This window comes from Massiliimicrobium timonense, assembly GCF_002160865.1.
Taxonomy (GTDB): domain Bacteria; phylum Bacillota_I; class Bacilli_A; order Erysipelotrichales; family Coprobacillaceae; genus Allocoprobacillus.
This window is the reverse complement of record NZ_NFLJ01000025.1, coordinates 11915-36246: the sequence shown is the minus strand read 5'-3', so window position 1 is coordinate 36246 and position 24332 is coordinate 11915. Positions and strand designations below refer to the sequence as shown.

At 31.1% G+C, this 24332-nt stretch carries 20 protein-coding genes and 1 tRNA gene; 16 read left to right on the top strand and 5 right to left on the bottom strand.

Features of this window, described 5'->3' with window-relative positions; genetic code table 11:
• The first annotated feature begins 2 nt into the window (after nucleotides 1–2).
• The 9 genes from glf to B5E75_RS09105 all read left to right on the top strand — a co-directional run bounded on the left by glf (nucleotide 3) and on the right by B5E75_RS09105 (nucleotide 8788).
• Nucleotides 3–1121 (top strand): UDP-galactopyranose mutase, encoded by a 1119-nt coding sequence (gene glf, locus B5E75_RS09145; protein ID WP_087358576.1) that lies wholly within the window; start codon nucleotides 3–5, stop codon nucleotides 1119–1121.
• The gene (locus B5E75_RS09140) at nucleotides 1118–2233 is read left to right on the top strand and encodes a glycosyltransferase family 2 protein (protein WP_087358574.1); all 1116 of its coding nucleotides are present in this window, start codon (nucleotides 1118–1120) and stop codon (nucleotides 2231–2233) included. Before glf ends, B5E75_RS09140 begins: the two co-directional genes overlap by 4 nt.
• Nucleotides 2233–3279: a glycosyltransferase gene (locus B5E75_RS09135; RefSeq protein ID WP_087358572.1), complete on the top strand. Its 1047-nt coding sequence runs from the start codon at nucleotides 2233–2235 to the stop codon at nucleotides 3277–3279. Before B5E75_RS09140 ends, B5E75_RS09135 begins: the two co-directional genes overlap by 1 nt.
• Before the next feature lie 25 nt (nucleotides 3280–3304).
• On the top strand, nucleotides 3305–4420 hold the full coding sequence (locus tag B5E75_RS09130; protein ID WP_162607668.1) for a glycosyltransferase family 2 protein: 1116 nt from the start codon (nucleotides 3305–3307) through the stop codon (nucleotides 4418–4420).
• 76 nt (nucleotides 4421–4496) lie between these two features.
• The gene (locus B5E75_RS09125) at nucleotides 4497–5618 is read left to right on the top strand and encodes a CDP-glycerol glycerophosphotransferase family protein (protein ID WP_158093944.1); all 1122 of its coding nucleotides are present in this window, start codon (nucleotides 4497–4499) and stop codon (nucleotides 5616–5618) included.
• Complete coding sequence (locus tag B5E75_RS09120; RefSeq protein WP_087358568.1) at nucleotides 5615–6736, top strand: CDP-glycerol glycerophosphotransferase family protein; 1122 nt, start codon at nucleotides 5615–5617, stop codon at nucleotides 6734–6736. Before B5E75_RS09125 ends, B5E75_RS09120 begins: the two co-directional genes overlap by 4 nt.
• 89 nt (nucleotides 6737–6825) lie before the next feature.
• Nucleotides 6826–7158, top strand: coding sequence for a type II toxin-antitoxin system PemK/MazF family toxin (locus B5E75_RS09115; protein ID WP_087358566.1), 333 nt, complete (start codon nucleotides 6826–6828; stop codon nucleotides 7156–7158).
• A gap of 39 nt (nucleotides 7159–7197) precedes the next feature.
• Nucleotides 7198–8070, top strand: a complete 873-nt coding sequence (locus B5E75_RS09110; protein ID WP_087358564.1) for a DUF975 family protein — start codon at nucleotides 7198–7200, stop codon at nucleotides 8068–8070.
• A complete protein-coding gene (locus B5E75_RS09105) occupies nucleotides 8063–8788 on the top strand; it encodes a CPBP family intramembrane glutamic endopeptidase (RefSeq protein ID WP_087358562.1) in 726 nt (241 codons plus the stop codon). Before B5E75_RS09110 ends, B5E75_RS09105 begins: the two co-directional genes overlap by 8 nt.
• Nucleotides 8789–8846: 58 nt before the next feature.
• On the opposite strand, the gene B5E75_RS09100 is transcribed toward B5E75_RS09105, so the two are convergent.
• Together B5E75_RS09100 and B5E75_RS09095 are read right to left on the bottom strand one after the other, a co-directional pair.
• A complete protein-coding gene (locus tag B5E75_RS09100; RefSeq protein WP_087358560.1) occupies nucleotides 8847–9368 on the bottom strand; it encodes a phosphatase PAP2 family protein in 522 nt (173 codons plus the stop codon).
• Nucleotides 9349–10869, bottom strand: coding sequence for an HAD hydrolase-like protein (locus tag B5E75_RS09095; RefSeq protein ID WP_087358557.1), 1521 nt, complete (start codon nucleotides 10867–10869; stop codon nucleotides 9349–9351). Before B5E75_RS09095 ends, B5E75_RS09100 begins: the two co-directional genes overlap by 20 nt.
• A gap of 107 nt (nucleotides 10870–10976) precedes the next feature.
• Here B5E75_RS09095 and B5E75_RS09090 point away from each other — a divergent pair.
• From B5E75_RS09090 to B5E75_RS09080, 3 genes are all read left to right on the top strand, one after another.
• Nucleotides 10977–11052: transfer RNA gene (locus tag B5E75_RS09090), tRNA-Lys, on the top strand.
• 760 nt (nucleotides 11053–11812) lie between these two features.
• The gene (locus B5E75_RS09085) at nucleotides 11813–12682 is read left to right on the top strand and encodes a methionyl aminopeptidase (RefSeq protein ID WP_087358556.1); all 870 of its coding nucleotides are present in this window, start codon (nucleotides 11813–11815) and stop codon (nucleotides 12680–12682) included.
• Between the two features lie 104 nt (nucleotides 12683–12786).
• A complete protein-coding gene (locus tag B5E75_RS09080) occupies nucleotides 12787–14262 on the top strand; it encodes a glycoside hydrolase family 1 protein (protein WP_087358554.1) in 1476 nt (491 codons plus the stop codon).
• Between the two features lie 31 nt (nucleotides 14263–14293).
• On the opposite strand, the gene B5E75_RS09075 is transcribed toward B5E75_RS09080, so the two are convergent.
• Complete coding sequence (locus B5E75_RS09075; RefSeq protein WP_087358552.1) at nucleotides 14294–14596, bottom strand: hypothetical protein; 303 nt, start codon at nucleotides 14594–14596, stop codon at nucleotides 14294–14296.
• A 101-nt stretch (nucleotides 14597–14697) separates the two neighbouring features.
• Here B5E75_RS09075 and B5E75_RS09070 point away from each other — a divergent pair, with 101 nt between their 5' ends.
• Nucleotides 14698–17247 carry a translation factor GTPase family protein gene (locus B5E75_RS09070; protein ID WP_087358550.1) on the top strand — a complete coding sequence of 850 codons (2550 nt, stop codon included), beginning with the start codon at nucleotides 14698–14700 and terminating at the stop codon, nucleotides 17245–17247.
• Between the two features lie 22 nt (nucleotides 17248–17269).
• Here the strand turns inward: B5E75_RS09070 and B5E75_RS09065 are convergent, their stop codons facing one another.
• A complete protein-coding gene (locus B5E75_RS09065; RefSeq protein ID WP_087358548.1) occupies nucleotides 17270–18109 on the bottom strand; it encodes a putative manganese transporter in 840 nt (279 codons plus the stop codon).
• A 136-nt stretch (nucleotides 18110–18245) separates the two neighbouring features.
• On the opposite strand from B5E75_RS09065, the gene B5E75_RS09060 reads away from it, so the two are divergent.
• Both B5E75_RS09060 and B5E75_RS09055 read left to right on the top strand, forming a co-directional pair.
• Nucleotides 18246–20501 (top strand): ribonucleoside-diphosphate reductase subunit alpha, encoded by a 2256-nt coding sequence (locus B5E75_RS09060; protein WP_087358546.1) that lies wholly within the window; start codon nucleotides 18246–18248, stop codon nucleotides 20499–20501.
• Nucleotides 20502–20510: 9 nt separating this feature from the next.
• Nucleotides 20511–21551: a ribonucleotide-diphosphate reductase subunit beta gene (locus B5E75_RS09055; RefSeq protein ID WP_087358544.1), complete on the top strand. Its 1041-nt coding sequence runs from the start codon at nucleotides 20511–20513 to the stop codon at nucleotides 21549–21551.
• A 14-nt stretch (nucleotides 21552–21565) separates the two neighbouring features.
• Here B5E75_RS09055 and B5E75_RS09050 read toward each other — a convergent pair whose 3' ends face one another.
• A complete protein-coding gene (locus B5E75_RS09050; protein WP_087358542.1) occupies nucleotides 21566–22744 on the bottom strand; it encodes an Mbeg1-like protein in 1179 nt (392 codons plus the stop codon).
• Between the two features lie 130 nt (nucleotides 22745–22874).
• Here B5E75_RS09050 and B5E75_RS09045 point away from each other — a divergent pair, with 130 nt between their 5' ends.
• The gene (locus B5E75_RS09045; RefSeq protein ID WP_087358540.1) at nucleotides 22875–24332 is read left to right on the top strand and encodes an LCP family protein; all 1458 of its coding nucleotides are present in this window, start codon (nucleotides 22875–22877) and stop codon (nucleotides 24330–24332) included.

Genomic DNA, 24332 nt, shown 5'->3' with positions numbered 1-24332 from the left:
TGATGAAGTACGATTATTTAATAGTAGGAAGTGGATTATTTGGCAGTATCTTTGCCTATGAAGCCAATAAGAAAGGAAAGACATGTCTTGTTATTGATAAAAGAAGTCATGTTGGTGGAAATATCTATACTCAAGAAGTGGAAGGCATTCATGTACATAAATATGGTGCTCATATTTTCCATACTTCAAATAAAGAAGTTTGGGATTATATTCAGCAGTTTGCACAGTTTAATAGATACACAAATTCACCTATTGCCAATTATAAAGGTGAAATCTACAACATGCCTTTTAATATGAATACTTTCAATAAGTTATGGGGTGTTGTCACACCTGAACAGGCTAAGGAAAAGATTGATGAACAGATTAAAGAATCAGGAATTACTGAACCTAAAAATCTTGAAGAACAGGCTATCTCATTAGTTGGAAAGGATATCTATGAAAAGCTTGTTAAAGGCTATACACAAAAACAATGGGGTCGACCATGTAACGAGTTGCCTTCATTTATTATCAAGAGATTACCGGTTAGATTTACATATGATAATAACTATTTCAACGATTTATATCAGGGCATACCAATTGGAGGATATACACAAATTATTGAAAAAATGCTTGAAGGTATAGATGTTAAACTGAACTATGATTTCTTTGAGCATAGAAAAGAGTTAGAAGAAATAGCAGATAAGATAGTCTTTACGGGAATGATCGATCAGTATTATGACTATTGTTATGGAGAACTGGAATATCGTAGTTTAAGATTTGAAGAAGAAATTTTAGATACAGATAACTATCAAGGAAATGCCGTTGTCAACTATAACGAATATGAAGTACCTTATACAAGAATTATAGAACATAAGCATTTTGAATATGGAACACAACCTAAAACAGTGATTACAAAAGAATATCCAGCTTCATGGCATAAAGGTGATGAACCTTATTATCCAATGAATGATGAAAAGAACAATGCTTTATATGAAAAATACAAAGCATTGGCACAGAAGGAAGATAAGGTTATCTTTGGAGGCAGATTAGGTATGTATAAATATTTTGATATGCATCATGTTATTGAAGAAGCATTAAAATGTGTAAAAAAGGAAATGATATCATTGAGGTGTAAAGGATGAGTGATATTAAAGTTTCGGTGATTATACCGGTTTATAATGGAGGTCAAGCATTTAAGAAATGTCTTTATGATGTTATGAATCAAACTTTAAAAGACATAGAAATCATTTGTGTAGATGATGGTTCAACGGATGAATCAGCTCAAATTATATCACAGGCTGCTTTAGAAGATTCAAGAATTCAATATGTTTATCAAAATAATCAGGGAGCTGCAGTTGCAAGAAATAAAGGTATGGAATATGCGACTGGTGAATATGTATCTTTTCTTGATGCAGATGATTTTTATGAAGCTGAAATGTTAGAAAAAGCTTATATAAATAGTGTGAAACATGATGTTGATATATGTATTTTTAGAGGAAATAAATATGATGCTTCTTCTCACCAGTATTTATCAATGGATTATGCTTTACGTTTTCACGAAATTCCATGTAATCCATTTACTTATAAAGATATCTCGGACAATGTTTTTCATTTTTGTGTAGGATGGGCATGGGATAAACTTTATCGAAGACAGTTTATTATTGATGAGAAATTATCTTTTCAAAATTTGAGAACATCGAATGATTTGTTTTTTGTTTTTTCTTCACTTGTTAAAGCAAAAAAAATTTATGCATTAAATGAACTTTTAATTCATCATCGTGTCAATAATTCTTTATCGCTTTCCGTAACAAGGGAAAAATCATGGAATTGTTTTTATTTGGCAGCGAATGCTTTGAAACAAGAATTGGAACGTATCGGTAAATATCATGAGGTTGAAAAGTCTTTTGTGAATTGGTATGTACATTTTAGTTTTTGGAATCTTGATACTATTGAAGGAGATGCTTATAAGAAAGTCTATGAACTGATCAAGTATGAAATCCTTCCTTCACTTCATCTTGAACAATATCCAGCTGGTTTTTTATCAACCAATTATGTAAAACGTGTTTTCGATGTTCAATCTTATGATTGTGATGAATATGTGTATGAACAATTTTTTAAATTAAGAAAAAAGGCAAAACAAAAAAGTGATGATGGAGCTAAACGAATTAAAAATTCTAAGACATATAAAGTAGGAAAGATTGTATTGTTTATTCCATTGCACATAAAGAAATGGTTGAAAAGGAGAACGAAATAATGGCTAAAGTATCAATTATTGTACCTATTTATAATGTTGAACAATATTTAGTTGAATGTATGGAAAGTATTGTTCATCAGACTTTGAAGGATATAGAAATTATATGTGTTAATGATGGTTCAACAGATAATTCATTAAAAATAATTCAAGATTATGCTCAAAAAGATAATCGTATTGTGATTATTGATAAGCAAAATGAAGGTTATGGTAAAGGAATGAATGATGGTCTTGATAAGGCAACAGGAGAATATGTTGGAATTGTTGAGCCAGATGATTATGTAGACTTACATATGTATGAAGACTTATACAAAATTGCTCATGAAAATGATCTCGATGTGATTAAAGCTGATTTTTATCGTTTTGTATATAAGAATGGAACTCTTATAGCAACTTATAATCAGTTATCTAAAGATGGAACAGGTTATAACCAGATTGTTAATCCTAAAGAGCATCCACAAGTTTTTCGATATATTCTCAATACATGGAGTGGGATTTATAAACGAGAAATGCTTGAAAAATATCATATCAGACATAATACAACACCGGGAGCTTCGTTTCAAGATAATGGATTCTGGTTTCAAACGTTTGCATGGGCTGAAAGAATGTATTTTGTGAATAGACCATATTATATGAATCGTCGAGATAATCCTAATTCTTCTGTAAATAGTAAATCAAAAGTCTATTGTATGAATGAAGAATATCAATTTATTCATGAATTTTTAGATAGAAATCCACAGTTAAAAGAATACTTTATTTATGAATATTCCTTAAAACGTGTCAGAAATTATTTTTGGAATTATGGACGTATCGCAAAAGAATTCCGTCTAGAATATTTATATCAACTTTCAAAAGAATTTAAAGAAGCGATGAACTTAAAAGAAATGCGTGAAGAAGATTTTACGAAGTTAGAATGGCAAAAAATAACACGTATTATTGAAAATCCTAAAGCTGCTTATAAATGGATGAATACAAGTGCACGTATTCGAAAAACAAAAAATTTCATCAAAAGACGTATTAGAAATGTAAAGAAAATATTGCATATTTAAAGAAGATGAAAAGGAGGATTTATCAGTGAATCAAATTAAAGTCAGTGTGATTGTTCCGGTTTATAATGCTCAGCAATATTTAAAGGATACTTTAGATACTATTCTTGGACAATCTTTAAAATCAATTGAAATTATCTGTGTGGATGATGGTTCATCTGATGAATCTCTATCCATATTAAAAGATTATCAAAATAAAGATTCTCGATTAATTGTATTAACACAACAAAATCAGTATGCAGGTGTTGCGAGAAATAATGGGTTGAATATTGCTAGAGGGAAGTATGTAGTGTTTTGGGATGCTGATGATTTATTTGAAAAGAATGCTCTTGAATGTATGTATAAAAAATGTGAAAAAGATCAGGCTGATTTATGTGTATGCGCAGCTAACCGATATGATTCATTGACTCAAACGATCATTAAGACAGGAACATATTTAAAAAAAGAGATGTTACCAGATCATATTCCTTTTTCTAAAAAGACCCATCCTCGTTATATCTTTAATTTTTCTACAAATGTTCCATGGAATAAGATGTGGAAAAGATCTTTTATAGAAAAACATCATTTAAGATTTCAAAATCTTAAACAAGCAAATGATACTTATTTTTCCATGATGTCTTATTTTTTGGCAGAGTGTATTACTGTTGTTGATAAACCATTAATGCATTATCGTATTAATAATACGCAAAGTTTAACGGGTAAAGCATCTTCTACAGTTTTTTGTAGTTATCAAGCTTATTATCAAGTATATCAAGATTTAAAAAATGATATTCATTTTACAACAGAAATTAAGCAGTCTTTTGACAATAGACTTATTAATGGTATGCTGTATTCTTTAAAAACACAATCAATGGTGCAATCCTTTATGAAAATATATATCAAATTACAACAAAGTCTTATTCATGATTTTCAAATTTCACAACAATTAAATCAAGATTATTTCTATGTCAAAAAAGATTATCAAGACTTTAAAGATGTTATGACACTTACTCCACATCAGTTTTTACTAACACAATATCAAATGACTAATCGTCATATATATACACGAGGTCATGGCTTTTTATATCATATTTATTATGCCCTTTATTATTCAAGGATATGGAAGCTTTGTATGAAATTAAAAGAAAATCTCAAAAAGTTATAGGTTATGTGAAAATGACTTATAATTTTTTTATTTTTATGAAAAGATATGTTATAATGCATAAAAGCAGGTGATGATTTTGAAAAGTTATATAAAAATGGTTTTACAAGTTCTTCGACGTTTAGATTATATACTTATATATATATGGTATAGAATGAGGTATGGAATAACACCAAGACAGGTTTTGTTTTTATCAGATTCTCGAAATACAATGACTGGTAATTTTAATTTTATTGAGAAGGCTTTGGATGAAAGTTATATTATCAAGAAACATTTATATGAATCAAGTTTGATGAAACATGATAAAAAATCAATCTGTAAAGATATGGCGACTTCTCAATATATTCTCATAGATGATTTTTATCCCATTATTTATCCTATACCTTTAAGAAAGCAGACAAAATTGATACAGGTTTGGCATGCGGTAGGGGCATTTAAAACGGTAGGTTTTGCTAGAAAACAAAATCATGATCGTTTTTCTATGACACATCGTCATTATACAGATACGATTGTAAGTAGTGAAAGTATTAGAAAAGATTATGCAAAAGCTTTTCGTATGGATATTCAAGATGTTCATAGTTATGGAATTCCTAGAACAGATATTTTTTTTGACAAAGATTATAAAAAGCAAATCAAAAAAGATTTATATGATAAATATCCAATGTTAAAAGGAAAAAAGGTTATATTATTTGCTCCTACATTTAGAGGTAACGATATTCATAAGGCTTATTATGATTTTAGTCAAATACATTTTTCATCTTTACAACAATCATTAGGTGAAGATTACGTTTGTATTATCAAATTACATCCATTTATTAAAAACAAATATCAAGAAACTTTAGATCCTCAATTTTATATTGATTTGACTTCAATGCGTGAAATTAATGATTTATTGTTTATAACAGATATATTAATAACGGATTATTCATCTGTTATTTTTGAAGCATCATTACTTGATATTCAAACTATATTCTTTGCTTATGATTTACAAGAATATATTCAAGCACGAGATTTCTTTTATCCTTATGAAGAATATACTTATGGTCCAGTTGTTAAAAATCAAAAGGAACTAGAGAAGGCTATTTTAAATCCAAATGATTATTCTCAAAAAAAGGAAAAATTTCAGAAAAAATTTATGTCATCTTGTGATGGAAAATCTACAAAGCGTTTTGTAGAACAATTATTAGGAGGAAAATCATGAGTATTATTGTTAATATTGGTATTTTTGGATTAAATATTTTGTATTTTTTTATGAAATGTTTACCAGTTCAAAATAAGATAACTTATATATCACGTCAAATGGATGTGACACCTTTGGATTTTCAAATGATTATAGATGAAACAAAAAAAATAAACCCAGATATTCAACATGTTGTTTTAGCAAAAATGTTAAAAAAAGGAATGAAAAATCATATTTTATATTGTTTTCATATGTTAAAACAAATGTATCATATAGCAACTTCTAAAATGGTTATTTTAGATACTTATTGCATTCCTGTATGTATATTAAAACAACGTTCAAACTTAGTCGTCATTCAAATTTGGCACGCTTTAGGTGCGTTTAAAAAATTTGGATATAGCATTTTAGACCAACCAGAAGGATCAAGTTCAAAGATTGCTCATTTAATGAGAATGCATAAAAATTATACTTATGTTTTTTCTAGCAGTGAATATACAAGACCTTTCTTTGCTGATGCATTTCATGTAGACTTATCTCAAGTCAAAGTCTTCCCTTTACCCAAAACTGATTTATTAATTGATGAGAACCATAAACAGGTTATAAGCCAGAATATACTAGAAACTTATCCACAACTATGTCAGTCAAATAAAAAAATCATTGTTTATGCTCCTACTTTTAGAAAAGATGACCACTTACTCTATAACGCTATTAAAGAGCTTATTGATGTTATAGATTTTAATCAATATCATCTTGTATTAAAATTGCATCCATTAACAACATTTCATATTCATGATTCTAGAATTATCGAAGATCATCAATATACTTCTTTAGAATTTTTCCATGTTGCAAACTACATTATTACAGATTATTCGGCGGTTATATTTGAAGCCTCATTATTAAACAAACCTTTGTTTTTTTATGCATTTGATTATGAAGAATATATGAGAAAACGTAGCATGTATATTGATTATATACATGATTTACCGGGAACTATTTTTCAAAGCCCAAAATCTCTTATAGAATCTTTGAATCATCCACAAAGATATGATATTCAATCTTTTGCTCATAAGATGATTGCCAAGCCTCAAACAACATATACACAAGATATTGTTCGTTTTATGATGGAACAGTGGAAATAAAGAATGCCTATTTTGAGCATTCTTATTATTTTATATCATCATATTTTTCTTATCTTATTCATATACTATTTGTATGATAGGAGGACAATATGAATAGGGGAGAAATATATTATGCAGATTTATCACCAGTCATTGGTAGTGAACAAGGTGGATATAGACCGGTTTTGATTTTACAGAATAATAAAGGTAATAAGTATTCTACAACGGTTATCGTCGCACCTATTTCTTCAAGAATGACCAAAAATGATTTACCAACACATGTCATCATTGAAACACCTTTTTTAGAAAAGAAGTCTGTGATTCTTCTAGAACAAATACGTACCATTGATAAAAAAAGAATAGATGAGCGTCTAGGAGTTTTATCTCAATCTTTTATGGAAAAGGTAAATCAGGCGATTAAAACAAGTTTAGACATTAAATAAGAGATATGATATAATGTTGGAAATTAAGGAGTGATAAAAATGAATATAAAAATGATAAAAGAAAGAGCCAGTCAAATTCAAAATATGAATAGATCTCAATATATGCGTATTTTGTTGATGATTGTTTTACTTGAATTAATTCCAAATATCTTTAACATTGGAGAAGATATATTATCTCGTTTACTTTATTTAGTTATGAGTATTGCTTTTTTAACGGTTTCACATGGTTATATTGTGAGTTCATTAAAAATGGTAAGAAATCAATCTCAGTCATTAAAAGATGATGATGCTTTTGTAGGATTCAAACGTTTTAAAGAATTGTTTTCTACATATATATTAATCAATATATTTATGATGGCTGTTTTATTTATTGTTGCTTATATTTTATTAGTGATTATAGGTGTATTTCTATCACAGTCGTTACAGGGAATTTCTGGTGAAATGCTTTTAACAGGAAATTATGCTTATATATTGTCATATATTCTCAAACATTCTCCACAAACATTATCAATGTTTGTACTCTGTTATTTTGTATTGTTGATTATTTTATTCTTTGTATCTTCATATCTTTTTGCAGTGCCTTATTTATTAGAAAGATTTCATATGAAAAATTTAAAAGCTATGAAAGCTTCATTTTCTTTAATGAAAGGACATATTTTTGAATATTTTAAATTATATCTTTCATTTTTTGGATGGATCTTTTTAATGGTTATTATTCAAAGTTTTATTGCAGAACTATTGTCTTTTTTACCTGTTTTAGGTTCTTTAATAGCGGCAATTATTGCAGGAGTTATCAGTGTTTATAGCTATTTACCTCGTTTTCATTTAGCACAGGCGATTTTCTTTGAAGAACTGGCTTATCATCGCTATGAACAAACAAATACTTATAATGGAGATGACCAATATGTTTAATCAACATTTTACAAGGAGAGTACCAACCCAAGCTAAGTGGATGTTTGTGCTTGTGATATTGCCTCTTTATGTTTATTGTGGTTCATTGATTTTAAGTGCTTTATTTAAATTTGTTATTATACAGTTTCAACTGGAATTTGATTATAATCAGCTGAATGCCTATTTAAATTTGATCTTTGATGTCTTTTTATTAGGATTGGCAGGTTGGTTATTAAAAGATAGCATGCTAGAACAATGGCGAGATTTTAAAAAGAATTTAAAGCAGTATCTTATTGAGGGTTGTATTATAGGTGTTTTGCTTATCTATGCATGTCAAATCATTGGTGGTTTAATCACAATGACTTTAGGTGGAAATCAGGCAAGTGAAAATCAGCAGTTTATAGAATCTATTACAACTTCTTATCCGGCTTTAATGATTTTTGTTTCTTGTGTTTTAGCACCTATTTTAGAAGAAATGTTATTTAGAGGTATTGTCTTTGGCTGGATTTATGAATGGAATCCCAAAATGGCTCATCTTATTTCATCATTTATATTTGGTTTTATTCATATTATGAGTGCTGTCTTTAATGGAAATACAGCGGAATGGATACAGATTTTTTCATATTGTTTTATGGGATTTGTATTAAGTTATTTATATGAAAAAAACAATAATATTTATGTCCCTATTTTATCTCATATGATGAACAATATGATTTCTATGTGTATGCTTTTATTGTAATTGAGGATTTTTGTTGATCAAAGATCCTTTTTTTATAAAAAAAGAAACCTGCAGGTTTCTAAATATAATAAATGAAAACACCAATACCTATACCTAAAAGCATACCACAGATAACATCACTTAAAAAATGAACAAAGAGATAGATTCTTGAAATTCCTGTTAAAAAGGCAAACAAATAAGCAAGAATACCCCAAGATGGGTAGAAAAGAAAGATAATCGTACTACATGCAAATGCAGAAGTTGTATGACTGGAAGGGAAAGAAGAATCATGAGGAGTTGGAACAAGCAATGAGATATGAGGATATAAATGGCAGGGACGGTGTCTTTGAACAAGTGATTTAATAGAAATTTGTCCAATCAGTGCTGAAGCAATCAAAGCAATGAGAAGATGTATTGACATTGAACGTGAAGCAGGGTTGATGAAAGTCATCAAAGCGACAAAAAGCCATATCATACCATAATTACCACAAAAACTGATCCACTTCATGAAATGATTGAGGATATGGTGATGATAAAGCTGAGTCATATAAAATGACAGTCGAAGATCATAGCGATGGATATTATGAAGAATGGTTTTCATTGTCAGAATCTCTCCTTAAAATATAAATAATGATTTTAATAAAACTCATGAGGATAATTTGAAAAATAAAGATATTAAAGAGTTGTATGCCATCTAAAGAAAACATTTGATTATTTATGAGGTAATCTTGATAATTTGGAATGATAGGAATTAGGGTATGTAAGCTATTAAAGAAAACTCTAAAACATGATTCAATCATAGTATAATATCCTTGAAAGATGACAGTAATAATCTGAAAAAACATGTTTGGATTTTCAAATTGAGGAAGTAATGCTATATAAATAATAATACCTACAAAAATAATTAAAAATGAAGTTGCAATAATATAAATAAAATTAAAAATAAAATCAATCCATGAAAAAGATGTTTCTTCATCGTATTCATCTTCATCCTCGTTTTCAATATGGTCTTGATTGTTTTCATCAATCAAAACATCCGTATCTTTCTTATGATTAATTTGAGATAATAATGCAGTTAATTCATCTTCTTCTTTTGAATTTAAAGAAGAAAATGATTTTTGTACAGGCTGCGTTTTATTTTCTTCTTGATCAATAAGGTTTTCTACTGGTTCTTTAGAAGGAGTATCATCAGGTTCATTTTCATCATCAAAACGAAAAGTTTTTCTGGAACGTGTTTTTTGCATATAGACACTGCCATCTTTGACAACAGGTTCATTCAAATGAGCTAAATGATAAGCATAAGTCTGATTCACAATTTGATTTAATTGTGAATCATTTGGATAATCTTCTTCCCATTTATTTTTGACAGAATCTAATTCTTTTTTTGACATATGTTTATGCATTCCTAGAAGTGATGAATACATATCCATTTCATTGTATCTATCAAATAATAAAGTATTAAACACATCAAAAAGATTATGACATGTCTGATAAGATGTTTCTTTTTCATAGCTACTAGCAGCTTTTAAATCTTCACAAAAAAGGATATTCATATGAAGTTGATAACTGGCTTTATTTAAAGCTTCAAATGAAGAAATAACTAAAGTCTTTTCAGGTTTGATTTGAAAATGTTGTAAAACATTTTCAAGCATTTCTTTACCGGGTAAAGGCATACTCACCATATCACTACCAATGATATAATCGACTTTTTGTTTTAAATGAGCCATTTCTAAATATTTGATAGCATCTTTATAGCGATGTGTCGATATTACAGCAATAGGAATATTCTTTTGACGAAGATATTCTGTCAGTTCTAAAAATCCTTCTTTAGGTTTGAGTCCTTTATATGTAAGATACTGCATCATTTCTCTTTCTATTTTAGCATTATAAAGTCCCTCGTTCATAATTTTAGCAACTGGGGTATCATTATACATTTCATACATATTACAAAGGTGATGATAAAAATCATCGAGTGAATAATCAAGATGATGACTTTCACAAAAATGGTGGGTGTAATTATATCTATATCGATTGAGGTTAAAAATAGTACCATCTAAAGGAATGATTACTAATTGAATATCTTGAATAGATTGCTTATACATTATTTCACCACCTTTATGTGTAACATTATATCAAATATTATGTAAATATTCCATTTAAATATCTTGATTTTTTATAAGCTTTAGTGTATTATATATAAGTCGATTATCTCTCCGTAGCTCAGCTGGCAGAGCATCTGACTCTTAATCAGAGGGTCCACGGTTCGATCCCGTGCGGGGAGACCATTTGAATGAATGCGAAAAACGTTGATTTTATCAGTGTTTTTTCGCTTTTTTTATATGAACGAAATAATCAAAATGGGTATTCAAATTTGCTGATTTTTTGTTTTTTATCGATTTTAAAGGGTCAAAAAAGCAGTTAACTAATAATTTTGGCTGCTTCTCCTTGTTAATTTTTTTATTTATGTAATTGTTTAATTTTGTATCAGCTTCCATAATCTTTTGCCTTAGATGTGTACATATCTTTTTTTAGATATCAATCTGTTGATTAAAAAATAAAAATCTCGAGTCCGCATGGGTAACTCGAGATCTTACGTACTCAAATAATACCGCAAATGTGTTTTTTTTGTAAACACTTTTCATTTTTTTACATTTTCTGTTAATTTTATTGACTTCTTTGCATATTTGATATAATTCGTTTTTATTAATTCAAAGCATTGTGTGGCTACTATGTACGAGTTTTCGATAATAGTTTTACATAATCTTAAGGTAAAATTTATAGAAAAATGATTTATATTATGATAGGTTTTGTTAGAATAAATATGGCTATTGTCAATCATCCTTTGTCAGTTCTTTTTGACAATAGCTCAAAAAAGTGCCTTATTTCAAACAGATTCTCACTATCTCATGTTATTAAATCAATCTCTTAACACACTAAGGCAATAAAAAAATCAGATGATATCTGATTTTTTTATTGATTTTGTTTACAAGTGATAGAAAGAGGTTTAAACTATTCGTTAGTAGTATTTAACGAAAGAAGGATTATATGAAAAGATTAGGTAATGATGAATGTTGGTGTGGAAGTCATCAAAAATATAAAAAATGTCATCAGAAATTTGATGAAAGATTACGTTATTTAAAACGACAGGGATATGTTATTCCTCAACATAAGATGATTAAAAATGAAAAACAAATTGAAGGAATTAAACAGGCTGCAGTGATTAATAGTGGGTTGCTGGATTATATAGAAAGTCATATAGGAGCTGGAATGACAACACAGGAGATAGATGATATGACTGTAGAATATTTAAAAGCACATGATGCATCGTCTGCTGATCTCCATTATGAAGGGTATCCTAAAAGTATTTGTACTTCTATTAATGATGTAGTGTGTCATGGTATTCCTGATGCTCAGGTTGTTTTAAAAGAGGGAGATATTATTAATGTTGATGCAACGTCTTGTTATAAGGGGTATTATGCGGATGCCTCTCGTATGTTTATGATTGGAGATGTCAGTGAAGAAGCCAGACAACTTGTGGAAGTGACAAGAGAATGTCTTTATAAGGGGATTGAATCTATTCGTCCTTTTAAAAGTACGATTAGTGATATTGGAAGGGCGATTGAAACCCATGCGCATCAACATGGTTATTCTGTTGTCCGAGAATTTTGTGGACATGGTGTAGGGTTGTCCATGCATGAAGATCCTTATGTTCTTCATTTTGATCCTCACTATCCGACAACACTGCTTGTTCCAGGAATGGTGATTACGATTGAGCCGATGATTAATGCCGGAAAACGTTATATTCATATTGGCCCTAATGGCTGGAGTGCATATACTGATGATGGTTCTTTATCAGCACAATGGGAACATACTATACTGATTACAGAAACTGGAGTGGAAATTTTATCTATGTAAAAGTCGATTGTATCGGCTTTTTTATATATATTTCATTTTTTGAAATTTTTATCATCTCTATCAAAAAAGGAGTACAATAATTATAACAAGGAGGTAATGAAAAAATGAGTTTTCCTAAAAATTTCTTATGGGGTGGCGCTGTTGCAGCCAATCAGTGTGAAGGTGCATGGCTGGAAGATGGAAAAGCCCCTAATGTTACAGATGTGATGGTTGGTATTGGGTCTAAGGATCCCGGTATAAAGTGGAATAAGGATTTACAAAAATATGAGATGTGCTTAGATCCAAAAAAAGTTTACTTAAGCCATGAGGCAATTGATTTTTATCATCGTTATGAAGAAGATCTTGAATTGATGGCTGGAATGGGATTCAATTGTTTTAGAACTTCAATTGCGTGGGGAAGAATTTTTCCTAATGGAGATGAAGACACACCTAATGAAAAAGGATTGGAATTTTATGATCGTTTGATTGATAAAATGCTTGAATTACATATGGAACCTGTTATCACTTTAAGTCACTATGAAACACCATTACATCTTCTTACAGAGTATGGTGGATGGAGTGATCATCGTTTAATTGATTTTTGGAAACGTTATGTAACAACAGTATTTCAGCGTTATAAAGGGAAAGTTAAATACTGGCTAACATTCAATGAAGTCAATAATATGATGCACAATCCATTAGTGGCAGGAGGTGTATTGACATTACACCCAGAAAATCCAGATGATCCTATTGGTTCAACAACATTTGAAGATAAATGGCAGGCTTATTATCATATTTGTGTTGCGAATGCATGGACTGTGAAACTTTGTCATGATATTGATCCTCAGGCCAAGGTAGGATGTATGTTGACATCATCTTCTGTCGCAACATATCCTTACAATTGTAATCCAGATAATGTATGGGGAGCATATGATACAGTCAGAATGGCTAATTTCTATTTTGGTGATGCCTTCTGTTTTGGAGAAATTCCAGGTTATGTTCAACGTGTCTGGCGTGAACATGATTTTCAACCAATCATGAATGATGTTGAACTTCAATTAATGAAAGAAAATACAGTGGAATTCTTTTCATTGAGTTATTATCGTTCTTCAACATATGATCAGGATTATGCGAATGGTGGAGATACTGGAGGAATCACTGGTAAGGAAAATCCTTATCTGGAAGGATGTTCACCAAAACCTTGGTCATGGCCTATTGATCCTAAAGGAATACGTTATATTTTAAATGTTTTATATGATCGTTATCATTTACCATTATTTATTGTTGAAAATGGGATTGGTTTGGATGAAACGCTTGATGAAAATGGGCATATTGATGATGCTTTTAGAATGAAATATGTGGAAGATCATTTACATTATGTTCATGAAGCTATATTAGATGGTGTAGAAGTAATGGGATATTTATATTGGGGACCTATTGACGTTGTTTCAGCTGGAACAGGTGAAATGAGAAAACGTTATGGATTTGTTTATGTTGATCGTTTTAATGATGGTCATGGGACATTAGAACGTCATATTAAAAACTCTTATTACCGTTATAAAGAGATTATTGAAAGTAACGGTGAAATTCTTTTGAAGTAGCAAAAAAGTTTTAGGAATGCCTAAAACTTTTTTACTGAAATAAAGTAAATCCAAGATAATAAACAAGAGGATGAAACATTTTTGTATTGAAACCATAACAGATACAATCATCCTGTTCACCATCCCAGTCGTTATTCAATTGATCTAATAATGGTTGAACTTCTGAAGCTGTGATATCTCCAGTTGCGTAAAATTCACTATGGTCTTTTAATCCGGCATATTCTCTGGCAGGAGAGATAGAAAGATTTGGTTTGATTTGATAAAGTAAATCTTTAATCAGCTTTTCATCTTCTGATTTTTCACTGGAAATAATCACATGTAATCTTAAAAACATCATATCCCTTCTTTCGTCATTATTTTAACATATTTTGATAACATGAAAAGATGTATTTACGAAAAAAATAGTGTATAATATTTCTTTAAAAGGAGGTCAATATGAAAAAGACAGTGATTGGTATATTAGCACATGTTGATGCTGGAAAAACAACGCTTTGTGAATGCATGTTATATCTTTCAGGGCAGATTCGTCAATTAGGGCGTGTAGATCATCAAGATACTTTTTTAGATTATGATGCACAAGAACGTCATCGTGGCATTACGATTTTTTCTAAACAGGCTTATTTCGAGTGGAAGAATACGCAATTTCTTTTGATGGATACACCTGGACACGCTGATTTTTCAGCCGAAATGGAAAGAACATTACAAATATTAGATTATGCTATTATTGTTGTGAATGGGATGGATGGAATTCAATCACATAGTGAAACAATTTGGCAATTACTTGCGCATTATCATGTACCAACGTTTATTTTTGTCAATAAAATGGATCAGACAACTTATCATCAAGAAGAACTTCTTTTAGAATTAACGCAAAAATATCATGATCATTGTATTGATTTTTCTTTACCAGAAAATCAGCTTTTTGAAAATATAGCGTTAGTCAATGATACATTATTAGAAGAATATATGACAAATCAAAAGATTTCACTTCAACATATTCAAGAAAGTATTCAACAAAGACAAATCTTTCCTGTTTTCTTTGGCTCTGCCCTTAAAAATCAAGGGGTTGAAACATTTCTTGATATGTTAGATCAATATACTTTAGAAAAAGTTTATCCTGATACATTAGATGGTTTTGTTTTTAAAGTCACTCATGAACAAGGACAATGTTTGACACATGTTAAATTAACAGGTGGTTCCATTCATGTCAAAGAAGTGATTGGAAATGAAAAAGTCGATCAGATTCGTCTTTATAATGGTGAAAAATATACCTTAATGATGACAGCCAAAGCTGGAGATGTTGTGGCTTTGAAAGGATTAAAAGCATTTTTACCGGGTATGACTTTCAATCATCAGACAACGATACAGCCAGTAATGGTTCCTTATATGAATTATCGTATGGTCTTATCACCACAAACGGATCGACATGTGATGATGCAAAAATTACAGATTTTAGCTCAGGAAGATCCGACTTTACATATTTCTTATATGCCTGAAACACAAGATATTTATATTCAATTAATGGGAGAAATTCAGATTGAGATTTTACAAAATATGATTCGTGAGAGATTTCATGAAGATGTTCATTTTGATCATGGTGAGATTTTATACAAAGAAACGATTGCCAAGCCAATTGAAGGTGTGGGACATTTTGAACCTTTATGTCATTATGCAGAAGTTCATGTCTTGCTGGAACCATTAGAGAGTGGCAGTGGTCTTGTTTTTGAAAGTCAGTGTTCAACGGATACTTTGCCCTTGCATTATCAACGTTTGATTATGACACATTTTCAAGAAATTGAACATCGTGGAGTTTTAACAGGAGCACCAGTAACAGATATGAAAATCACTTTACTGGCTGGAAAGGCCCATCAAAAACATACCGAAGGTGGAGATTTTCGTGAAGCAACCTATCGTGCGATTCGTCATGGTTTAAAGCGAGGAGAATCGATTCTTTTAGAACCTTATTATGATATTCATATTCAAATTCCTAAAGAAGCCTTAAGTCGTGTTCTTTATGATATGGAAAAGAAACAGACAAAAGTGACAATGGAAGACAATGGAGATAGAATTGATTTATATGGGCAAGGACCTGTTGCGTGTCTACAAGATTATCAACAGGAAATCATCGCTTTGACAAAAGGAAAAGGTCGTATGACTTGTTCATTAAAGGGATATTTTCCTTGTCATAATTCTACTGAAGTCATTCAAGACAAACATTATGATAGTGAAACAGATCAAAAATATCCAACAGGTTCTGTATTTTGTCAACATGGAGCTGGTTTTTATGTCAAGTGGCAGGATGTTGAAAACTATATGCATCTTCCTTATCAATATACAAAAAGCAAAAAAAGTCAGAATATATCTCAAGAATTCAAATCATATCAAAATGAAGATGAAGAACTGGATGCTATTTTTGAACGAACTTATGGACCTGTGAAACGTCGCCTGGCTGATGATTATTATCGAACACCTGCTTATGAAGCTTCTATGCAGGTACAGATGAAACCAGAATGTCTGCTTGTGGATGGATATAATGTGATTCATTCGTGGCCTGAACTCAAAGAACTTGCAAAGACGCATTTAGCAGTTGCTCGTGAACGTTTGATTGATATTTTAGCAAATTATCAAGGGTATAAACAATGCGTATTAATTATTGTGTTTGATGCTTATCAAGTGAAACAAAATCTGGGACATCAGGAAAAACGTCATAATGTTCATGTCGTCTATACAAAAGAAGCCCAGACAGCGGATATGTATATTGAACGTGTGACGCATCAACTTGCCAGTGAATATCGTGTTGTTGTCGCAACATCGGATGCTTTAGAACAATCTATTGTGATTGGACGAGGTGCTCGTCGTATGTCTTCACGTGAACTGGCTTTAGAAGTGGAAGCAATGGCACAACATGGTTTTCAGGAATTTCAAAGAAAACAACCGCAAAGTCATGAATTTTTATTGGAAGATGTCAATAAATATAAAAAATAAAAAACGCACGATGATGCGTTTTTTAAAATACCTGTAAAAGCATACCCACCAGTGTGGCACTGATAAGCATAATAAACATAATTCTCAAAATATCTTTTTTATTATCATACATGCGCCATAAAACGAGTATACCTAATCCTGCACTGGTCATTAATCCAGCAAATAAAGCCCCAAAACTTAAGACATTGTCAAGATAAAGCTGAGAAAGAATAACACTGGCGGCACAATTAGGAATAAATCCAGCTAAGGCTGTTAAAACGGGTTGGAATAAAGAACCATGAACAAATAAATAATTCAATGTCTGACTGCCAACTTCTTCCATCAGCCATGTTAAGGCAAAGTTGACAATAAAGACAAAGATAAAAATTTTAACAGTATGAATCAATGCTAAATAGACAATACCATGACCATGTTCTTCTTCATGACAATGTTCATGAACATCATGTAGACTATGGTTTTGGCGTAGATGATGGGAATGAACCAATCCATCAACAAGATAACCAATTATCATCGCAACAATGATTTTTAAAATAATAATCATTAAAAGCGTCTGTGATTGTTGGGGCTGGGCAATCAGGATGGGAATTGCATCATCGCTTGTCGCAATAAAAACAGCTAATAATGTCCCTAAGCTGATGCTTTGGTTCATATATAATCCACTGGCAATAACTGAAAATCCACATTGAGGAATAATGCCTAAAAAGCTTCCAATCAAAGGTCCTAATTTTTGAGCACGTATTAAAAATGTTTCAAATCTCTGATTATTTTTATGTTCAATGTATTCCATTAATAAATAAGTTAAAAATAAAAAAGGAATCATTGGTATTAAATCATGTAAAGAATGTTCTAGTATATGTAACATATTAACCTCCATTAGAGCATTATCTTATCATAGATTTTTAAAAAAAGCTAATCATATGATGTCATCATTTTTATGGGCATATCAGTAGTCAAAAGTTTTTTCGCTATGTTAGAATGCCTACAAGGATGTGAAGATAATGAATACAAATGAACAAATCATTAAATTTTTTGATCAAACTTTTCATGATTCAAAATTTCAATCTACTTTAGAAAAAATGAATCAGGACTTTTTTCAAGATAATGATCATTTCAAACGTCTTTATGACAAATGGATGGCTTATTATCATGAATCAATGACGCTTCATGAAGCCATAGAAATCTTTATTTTAGTTAGTGATGAAATGATTAGTGTCGAAGAACCTCAATGGGAGATGATTGCGGGAAGATTTTTGGCTTTTGATATTCATCAACAAGTAGAAAGTCATATACAAAAGCTTCATCTTTTGACTTTTTATGATAAAATCAAATATTTGACTCAAGAAGGATATTATGGAGCTTATATTTTAGAACATTACAATAAACAAGATATTCAAGAATTAGAGACCTATATTGATGATGAACGTGATGAATTCTTTAATCATAGTGGGCTTGATCTTTTATATAAACGTTATCTGATTCATGATTATCATCATCAGATATTAGAAACACCTCAGGAAATGTTTATGGGCATAGCGATGCATCTTGCTATAAAAGAAAAAAAACGTGTGCAATGGGCTAAACAGTTCTACGATGTATTAAGTACTTTAAAAATAACTATGGCAACACCAACAATGGCGAATGCCAGAAAGCCATTCCATCAGATGAGTTCATGTTTTATTGATGTTGTGGAAGATTCTTTGGAAGGTATTTATCAAAGTTTAGATCATTTTGCTCAAGTTTCTAAATATGGTGGAGGTATGGGCTTATATTTTGGAAAAGTCCGTGCAAATGGAAGCTCTATTCGTGGCTATAAGGGAGCTGCTGGAGGAATTGTACGCTGGTTGAAGCTTGTTAATGATACAGCGATTGCTGTAGATCAGTTAGGTGTCAGACAAGGAGCTGTCGCTGTTTATCTAGATGTCTGGCATAAAGATTTACCAGAATTTTTACAGATCAGAACAAATAATGGAGATGATCGTATGAAAGCTCATGATATTTTTCCGGCAGTTTGTTTTCCACGTTTATTTTGGAAATTGGCTAAGGAAAATCTTGATGCTTCATGGTATATGATGTGCCCTCATGAAATTTATGAAGTGAAGGGCTATCACCTTGAAGATAGTTATGGTCAAGAATGGGAACAACGTTATGACGAATGTGTTCAAGATCCACGTATTTCTAAAAGAGTTATGAGTGTTAAGGAAGTTGTGAGGTTGATTATTCGTTCACTTGTGGAAACGGGAACACCTTTTGCTTTTAATCGTGATGAAGTCAATGAAATGAATCCTAATCATCATCAAGGAATGATTTATTGTAGTAATTTATGTACTGAAATTGCTCAAAATATGAAAGCTATGACATTTTTAGGGAAAGAAATTGTTGAAGTCAATGGAGAAAGTATTGTTGTTGAAAAGACAAAACCAGGTGATTTTGTGGTATGTAATCTGGCTTCGTTGACATTAGGAAGAATCAATGTAGATGATGAACAGGAACTACAACATGTTATTCAAACAACAGTGAGAGCTTTAGACAATGTCATTGATTTAAACTATTATCCATTGCCTTATGCCAAAATAACGAACCATCAATATCGAGCCATAGGTTTAGGAACAAGTGGTTATCATCATTTATTGAGTTTAAAAGGCATTCCCTTTGAAAGTGAACAACATTTACAGTTTGTTGATCAGTTATATGAAAAAATCAATTACTACACATTAGAAGCATCTTGTCAACTGGCTAGAGAAAAGGGAAGTTATGCTTATTTTCAAGGGAGTGATTATGATACCGGACTTTATTTTCAAAAGCGTCATTATCATTCTTCAATGTGGCAAAAATTACAGAAGGACATTCATCAGTATGGGTTACGTAATGGATATTGTTTGGCAATTGCTCCAACGTCATCTACATCTATCATTGCTGGCACAACGGCGGCAGTTGATCCTATCATGAAGAAATTTTTTATTGAAGAAAAGAAAGGTAGCATGATGCGTCGTGTAGCTCCAGATTTGAATCCAAAAACGTTCTGGCTTTATAAAAATGCTCATTATATGGACCAAAACTGGATTGTTCAAGCGGCAGGTATTCGTCAGCGTCATATTGACCAGTCACAGTCTGTGAATATTTATATGACACAGGATTTTACTTTTAGAAAACTTTTGGATTTATATATTTTAGCAAGTGAGTGTCATGTTAAGACGCTTTATTATGTGAGAAGTCAATCTCTAGAGATTGAAGAATGTGAATCATGCAGTGCATAAGGAGGAAATATGGAATTAAAAACAAAAGCATTGTTTAATGAAAAGGGAGATATTGATGTGCAAAAACGTCGTATGATTAATGGGAATACGACGAATTTAAATGATTTTAATCATATGAAATATCAGTGGGTTCATGACTGGTATCGTCAAGCAATGAATAATTTCTGGATTCCAGAAGAAATTAATCTTTTACAGGATATAAAAGATTATCGTTTGTTGAAGGATGAAGAAAGAACAGCTTATGATAAAATTTTATCTTTTCTTGTTTTCTTGGATTCTTTACAAACAGCCAACTTACCACATATTGGTGAATATATAACAGCAAATGAAATTAATCTCTGTTTAACGATTCAAGCATTTCAAGAAGCTGTTCATTCACAAAGTTATAGTTATATGTTAGATACAATTTGCTCCCCAGCAAAGCGTGATGAAATTCTTTATCAATGGAAATATGATGAGCATTTACTCAAACGTAATCAGTTTATTGGTGAACAGTACAATGCTTTTATTGATAGTCCAGATTCTTTTCATCTGATGAAAACGTTAATGGCGAATTATATTTTAGAAGGTATTTATTTTTATAGTGGGTTTATGTTCTTTTATAATTTAGGTCGTATGGGAAAAATGCCCGGATCAACACAGGAAATTCGTTATATTAATCGTGATGAAAATACACATCTCTGGTTATTTAGAAATATCATTTTAGAACTCCAGAAAGAAGAACCACAGCTTTTTACAGATGAATTAAAAGAGGTTTATCGTGGTATGATTCTTCGTGGTGTAGAAGAAGAAATAGCGTGGGCACAGTATGTATTGGGTGATCGTATTGAAGGTTTAACAATGACGATGGTCAGTGATTATATTCATTACTTGGGAAATTTACGTGCGACATCTTTAAATTTTGAACCTTTGTTTGAAGGTTATGATAAAGAACCAGAATCAATGCAATGGGTAAGTTTATATAGTCAGGCGAATCTGATTAAAACAGATTTTTTTGAAGCAAAATCAACAGCTTATGCAAAATCAGCGGCCATTGAAGATGACTTATAAGAAAAGAAAGGAAGCTATCCTTTCTTTATTTTTTTGGCTTCTAACCAAAGCATATGTAAGACTTCTAAAAGCATGTTGCGTGTTTTTGGTTTTAATAAGGTGATTTCTTTGATGGCACTCATAATATGTTTGTAGGAAATATGTGATAAATCAGAAAAATTATAGATATTTAAACGATCAAAAAGAGAGAACATAGCTTCAACAAACTGATGTTTTTCTTCTAAACTTAATTTTTCTAAAAAGAGAATGACTTTAATTGCAAACTGTACACTTTCATATGATAGTTCATCGACTTCAAAATGATGGGCCTGAAGCTGCCATGAAAAAGCATTATGCTGCATCATTCCTGTTTCATGACTCTTGACAACTGTATAGTTTTCTTCATGTCCTAAAACAATGCCAAAAAAAGAATAATGAGGAATGTAACTATGAATGTAAGGCAACATTTGACGATAAGCAGATGATTTTAAAATCTCGTCATGGAATCCCGGACCATCAAAGTTATCAACCTGAAAAATGCGTTTTTGAGCATTTGTCTGACAAAAACAAGCAGCGTAAATAGCGAGATTTCCTCCTTTGGAATGCCCGACCAGCCAGAGTGGACGTCGTTTTTGATATTGAAAATGTTTTTTGAAACGTTGCCATAATGAAGCATCTATAAAAGGATTTTTTAAATCAACAAGAAGTGAAGATGGTATTGAGAGTTTAGCGATATGTTCTACAAAATGCACTGATGATTCTTGAGCAGGAACAGTTTTTTCACATAACATCAAAAAATCTTCATGCCATCCAATTAATGAATCATCTGTTCCTCGAAAGGCAATCACAATACGTCCGTCTTCTAATAATAAAGCCAATGCTGAAAATTGTTTGACAAGTTCTTTATTGACATCATTAACATAATCAAGAATACGAATGTTTTGATAACGGGGAGCGGAAGCCATTTTTTCAAAAAGTTCATGACTGGGAATCTGAATTTTTTGAAGTTCCTGATCAGATAATGATTGATTCCTTTGGACATATTTTTGATAGACCAGCCATAAAGGAGGTTGATGTAAGGGTTCAATAATCTGATCTAAATTGACATAAGCCAGTTCACTGAAAATTAAGGCATCTATTTCATTATAAGGAAATTGTGTCGTGAGTAAATCACCACGTAGATCAACATAATTTAAGATTGTATTCACGTTCATATCATCACCCCTTTGGATTTGTATAGGGAAATATTTTACATGATTTTTTGGATAAATGCAAATGTCAATGGATACAACTCATTGCGAAAAATGTCAAAATATGATACTCTAACAAAAAGGATGTGTCGTTATGAAAAAAATAGATAATAAATATTTACGTCGTATTGTATATAGTATTCAGTTTTTAATGTCCATTGTTTTACTATCAACAATGTATTTTATTCAATTTGTACCTATGAAGTATTTGATAGCCACAGCAGTTGTTCTGGTTATTTTAATGGTTGGAGAATATTTTTTGATTTTCTATAAGAAAAAAGGAAGTAAACGTTCTTTATTGACACAATTTTTAAGTTTGTTATTAAGTTGTTTGATGGCTGTAGGTTCGTTTTATATTTATAAGACAGGACAGGTTGTTGATTTATTAGCTGAAGAACAATTTCAGACACGTGCTATTTCTGTGATTGTCTTAAAAGATTCTGTTATTAAAAATGAACATCAATTGCCAGATCATTTGCTTTCACATGTATCATATGTAGATGAATCAACGATGGATTATACAGTTGATCAAATTGAAGCTGAGGTGGGAAAGATATCTTTGGATGATTCCTCTGATTTCCATCAGTTAGTCACAAAACTTTATCAAAAAGATGTGGATGCAATTATTTTAGATGAAGCTTTTAGAAGTCTAGTTGAACAGGAAAAAGAGCATTTTAATGAAGAAACACGTGTTATTTATCAAGTTAAACGTGATGAAGCAGCTGTGAATGCAAAAAGTGTCGATGTGACGCAAAAACCTTTTTTGGTTTATGTCAGTGGAAATGACGAATATGGTGATTTAACGACTGTTTCACGTAGTGATGTCAATATGCTGGTTGGTATTAATCCTGTGACACAACAGATTTTACTTATTAGTATTCCTCGTGATATTTATTATCCACTACATCGTAATGGTCAATATGATAAATTTACGCATACTGGTATGTATGGCTTACAGGAGAGTATTGATACTTTGGCCGATATCATTGATCAAGATATTAATTATTATGTTCGTATGAACTTTACGTCTTTTATGGATATTGTAGATGCTTTAGGTGGTATTACGGTGAATTCATCAGAGGCGTTTACGACGAAGATTGGTGGGTATCATATTCAAGAGGGAGAAAATCATTTGAATGCAAAACAGGCTTTAGCTTTTGTAAGAGAAAGAAAATCATTTATTGATGGAGATTTCGCTAGAGGAAGAAATCAGCAGCGTATGATTTCAGCAATTGTCAAAAAGGTCTGTTCACCAGCTATTTTAACTTCTTTTTCAGATGTTTTAGATACTGTTAGCCAGAGTATAGAAACAAATATGCTGAGTGATGAGATGAATGCTTTAGTTTCTATGCAGCTATCAGATATGCCTGATTGGGATATTCAATCTTATCAAATTACAGGAGACAGTGCTTCCATGCCTTGTTATTCACTGGGTATGAATGCATCCGTTATTATTCCTCATGAATTATCTATTCAACAGGCTAGTGATTACATTGATCAGTTGATGGCTAATGAAAAAATTGAAACAGAATTAGGAGATTTACAACAATAA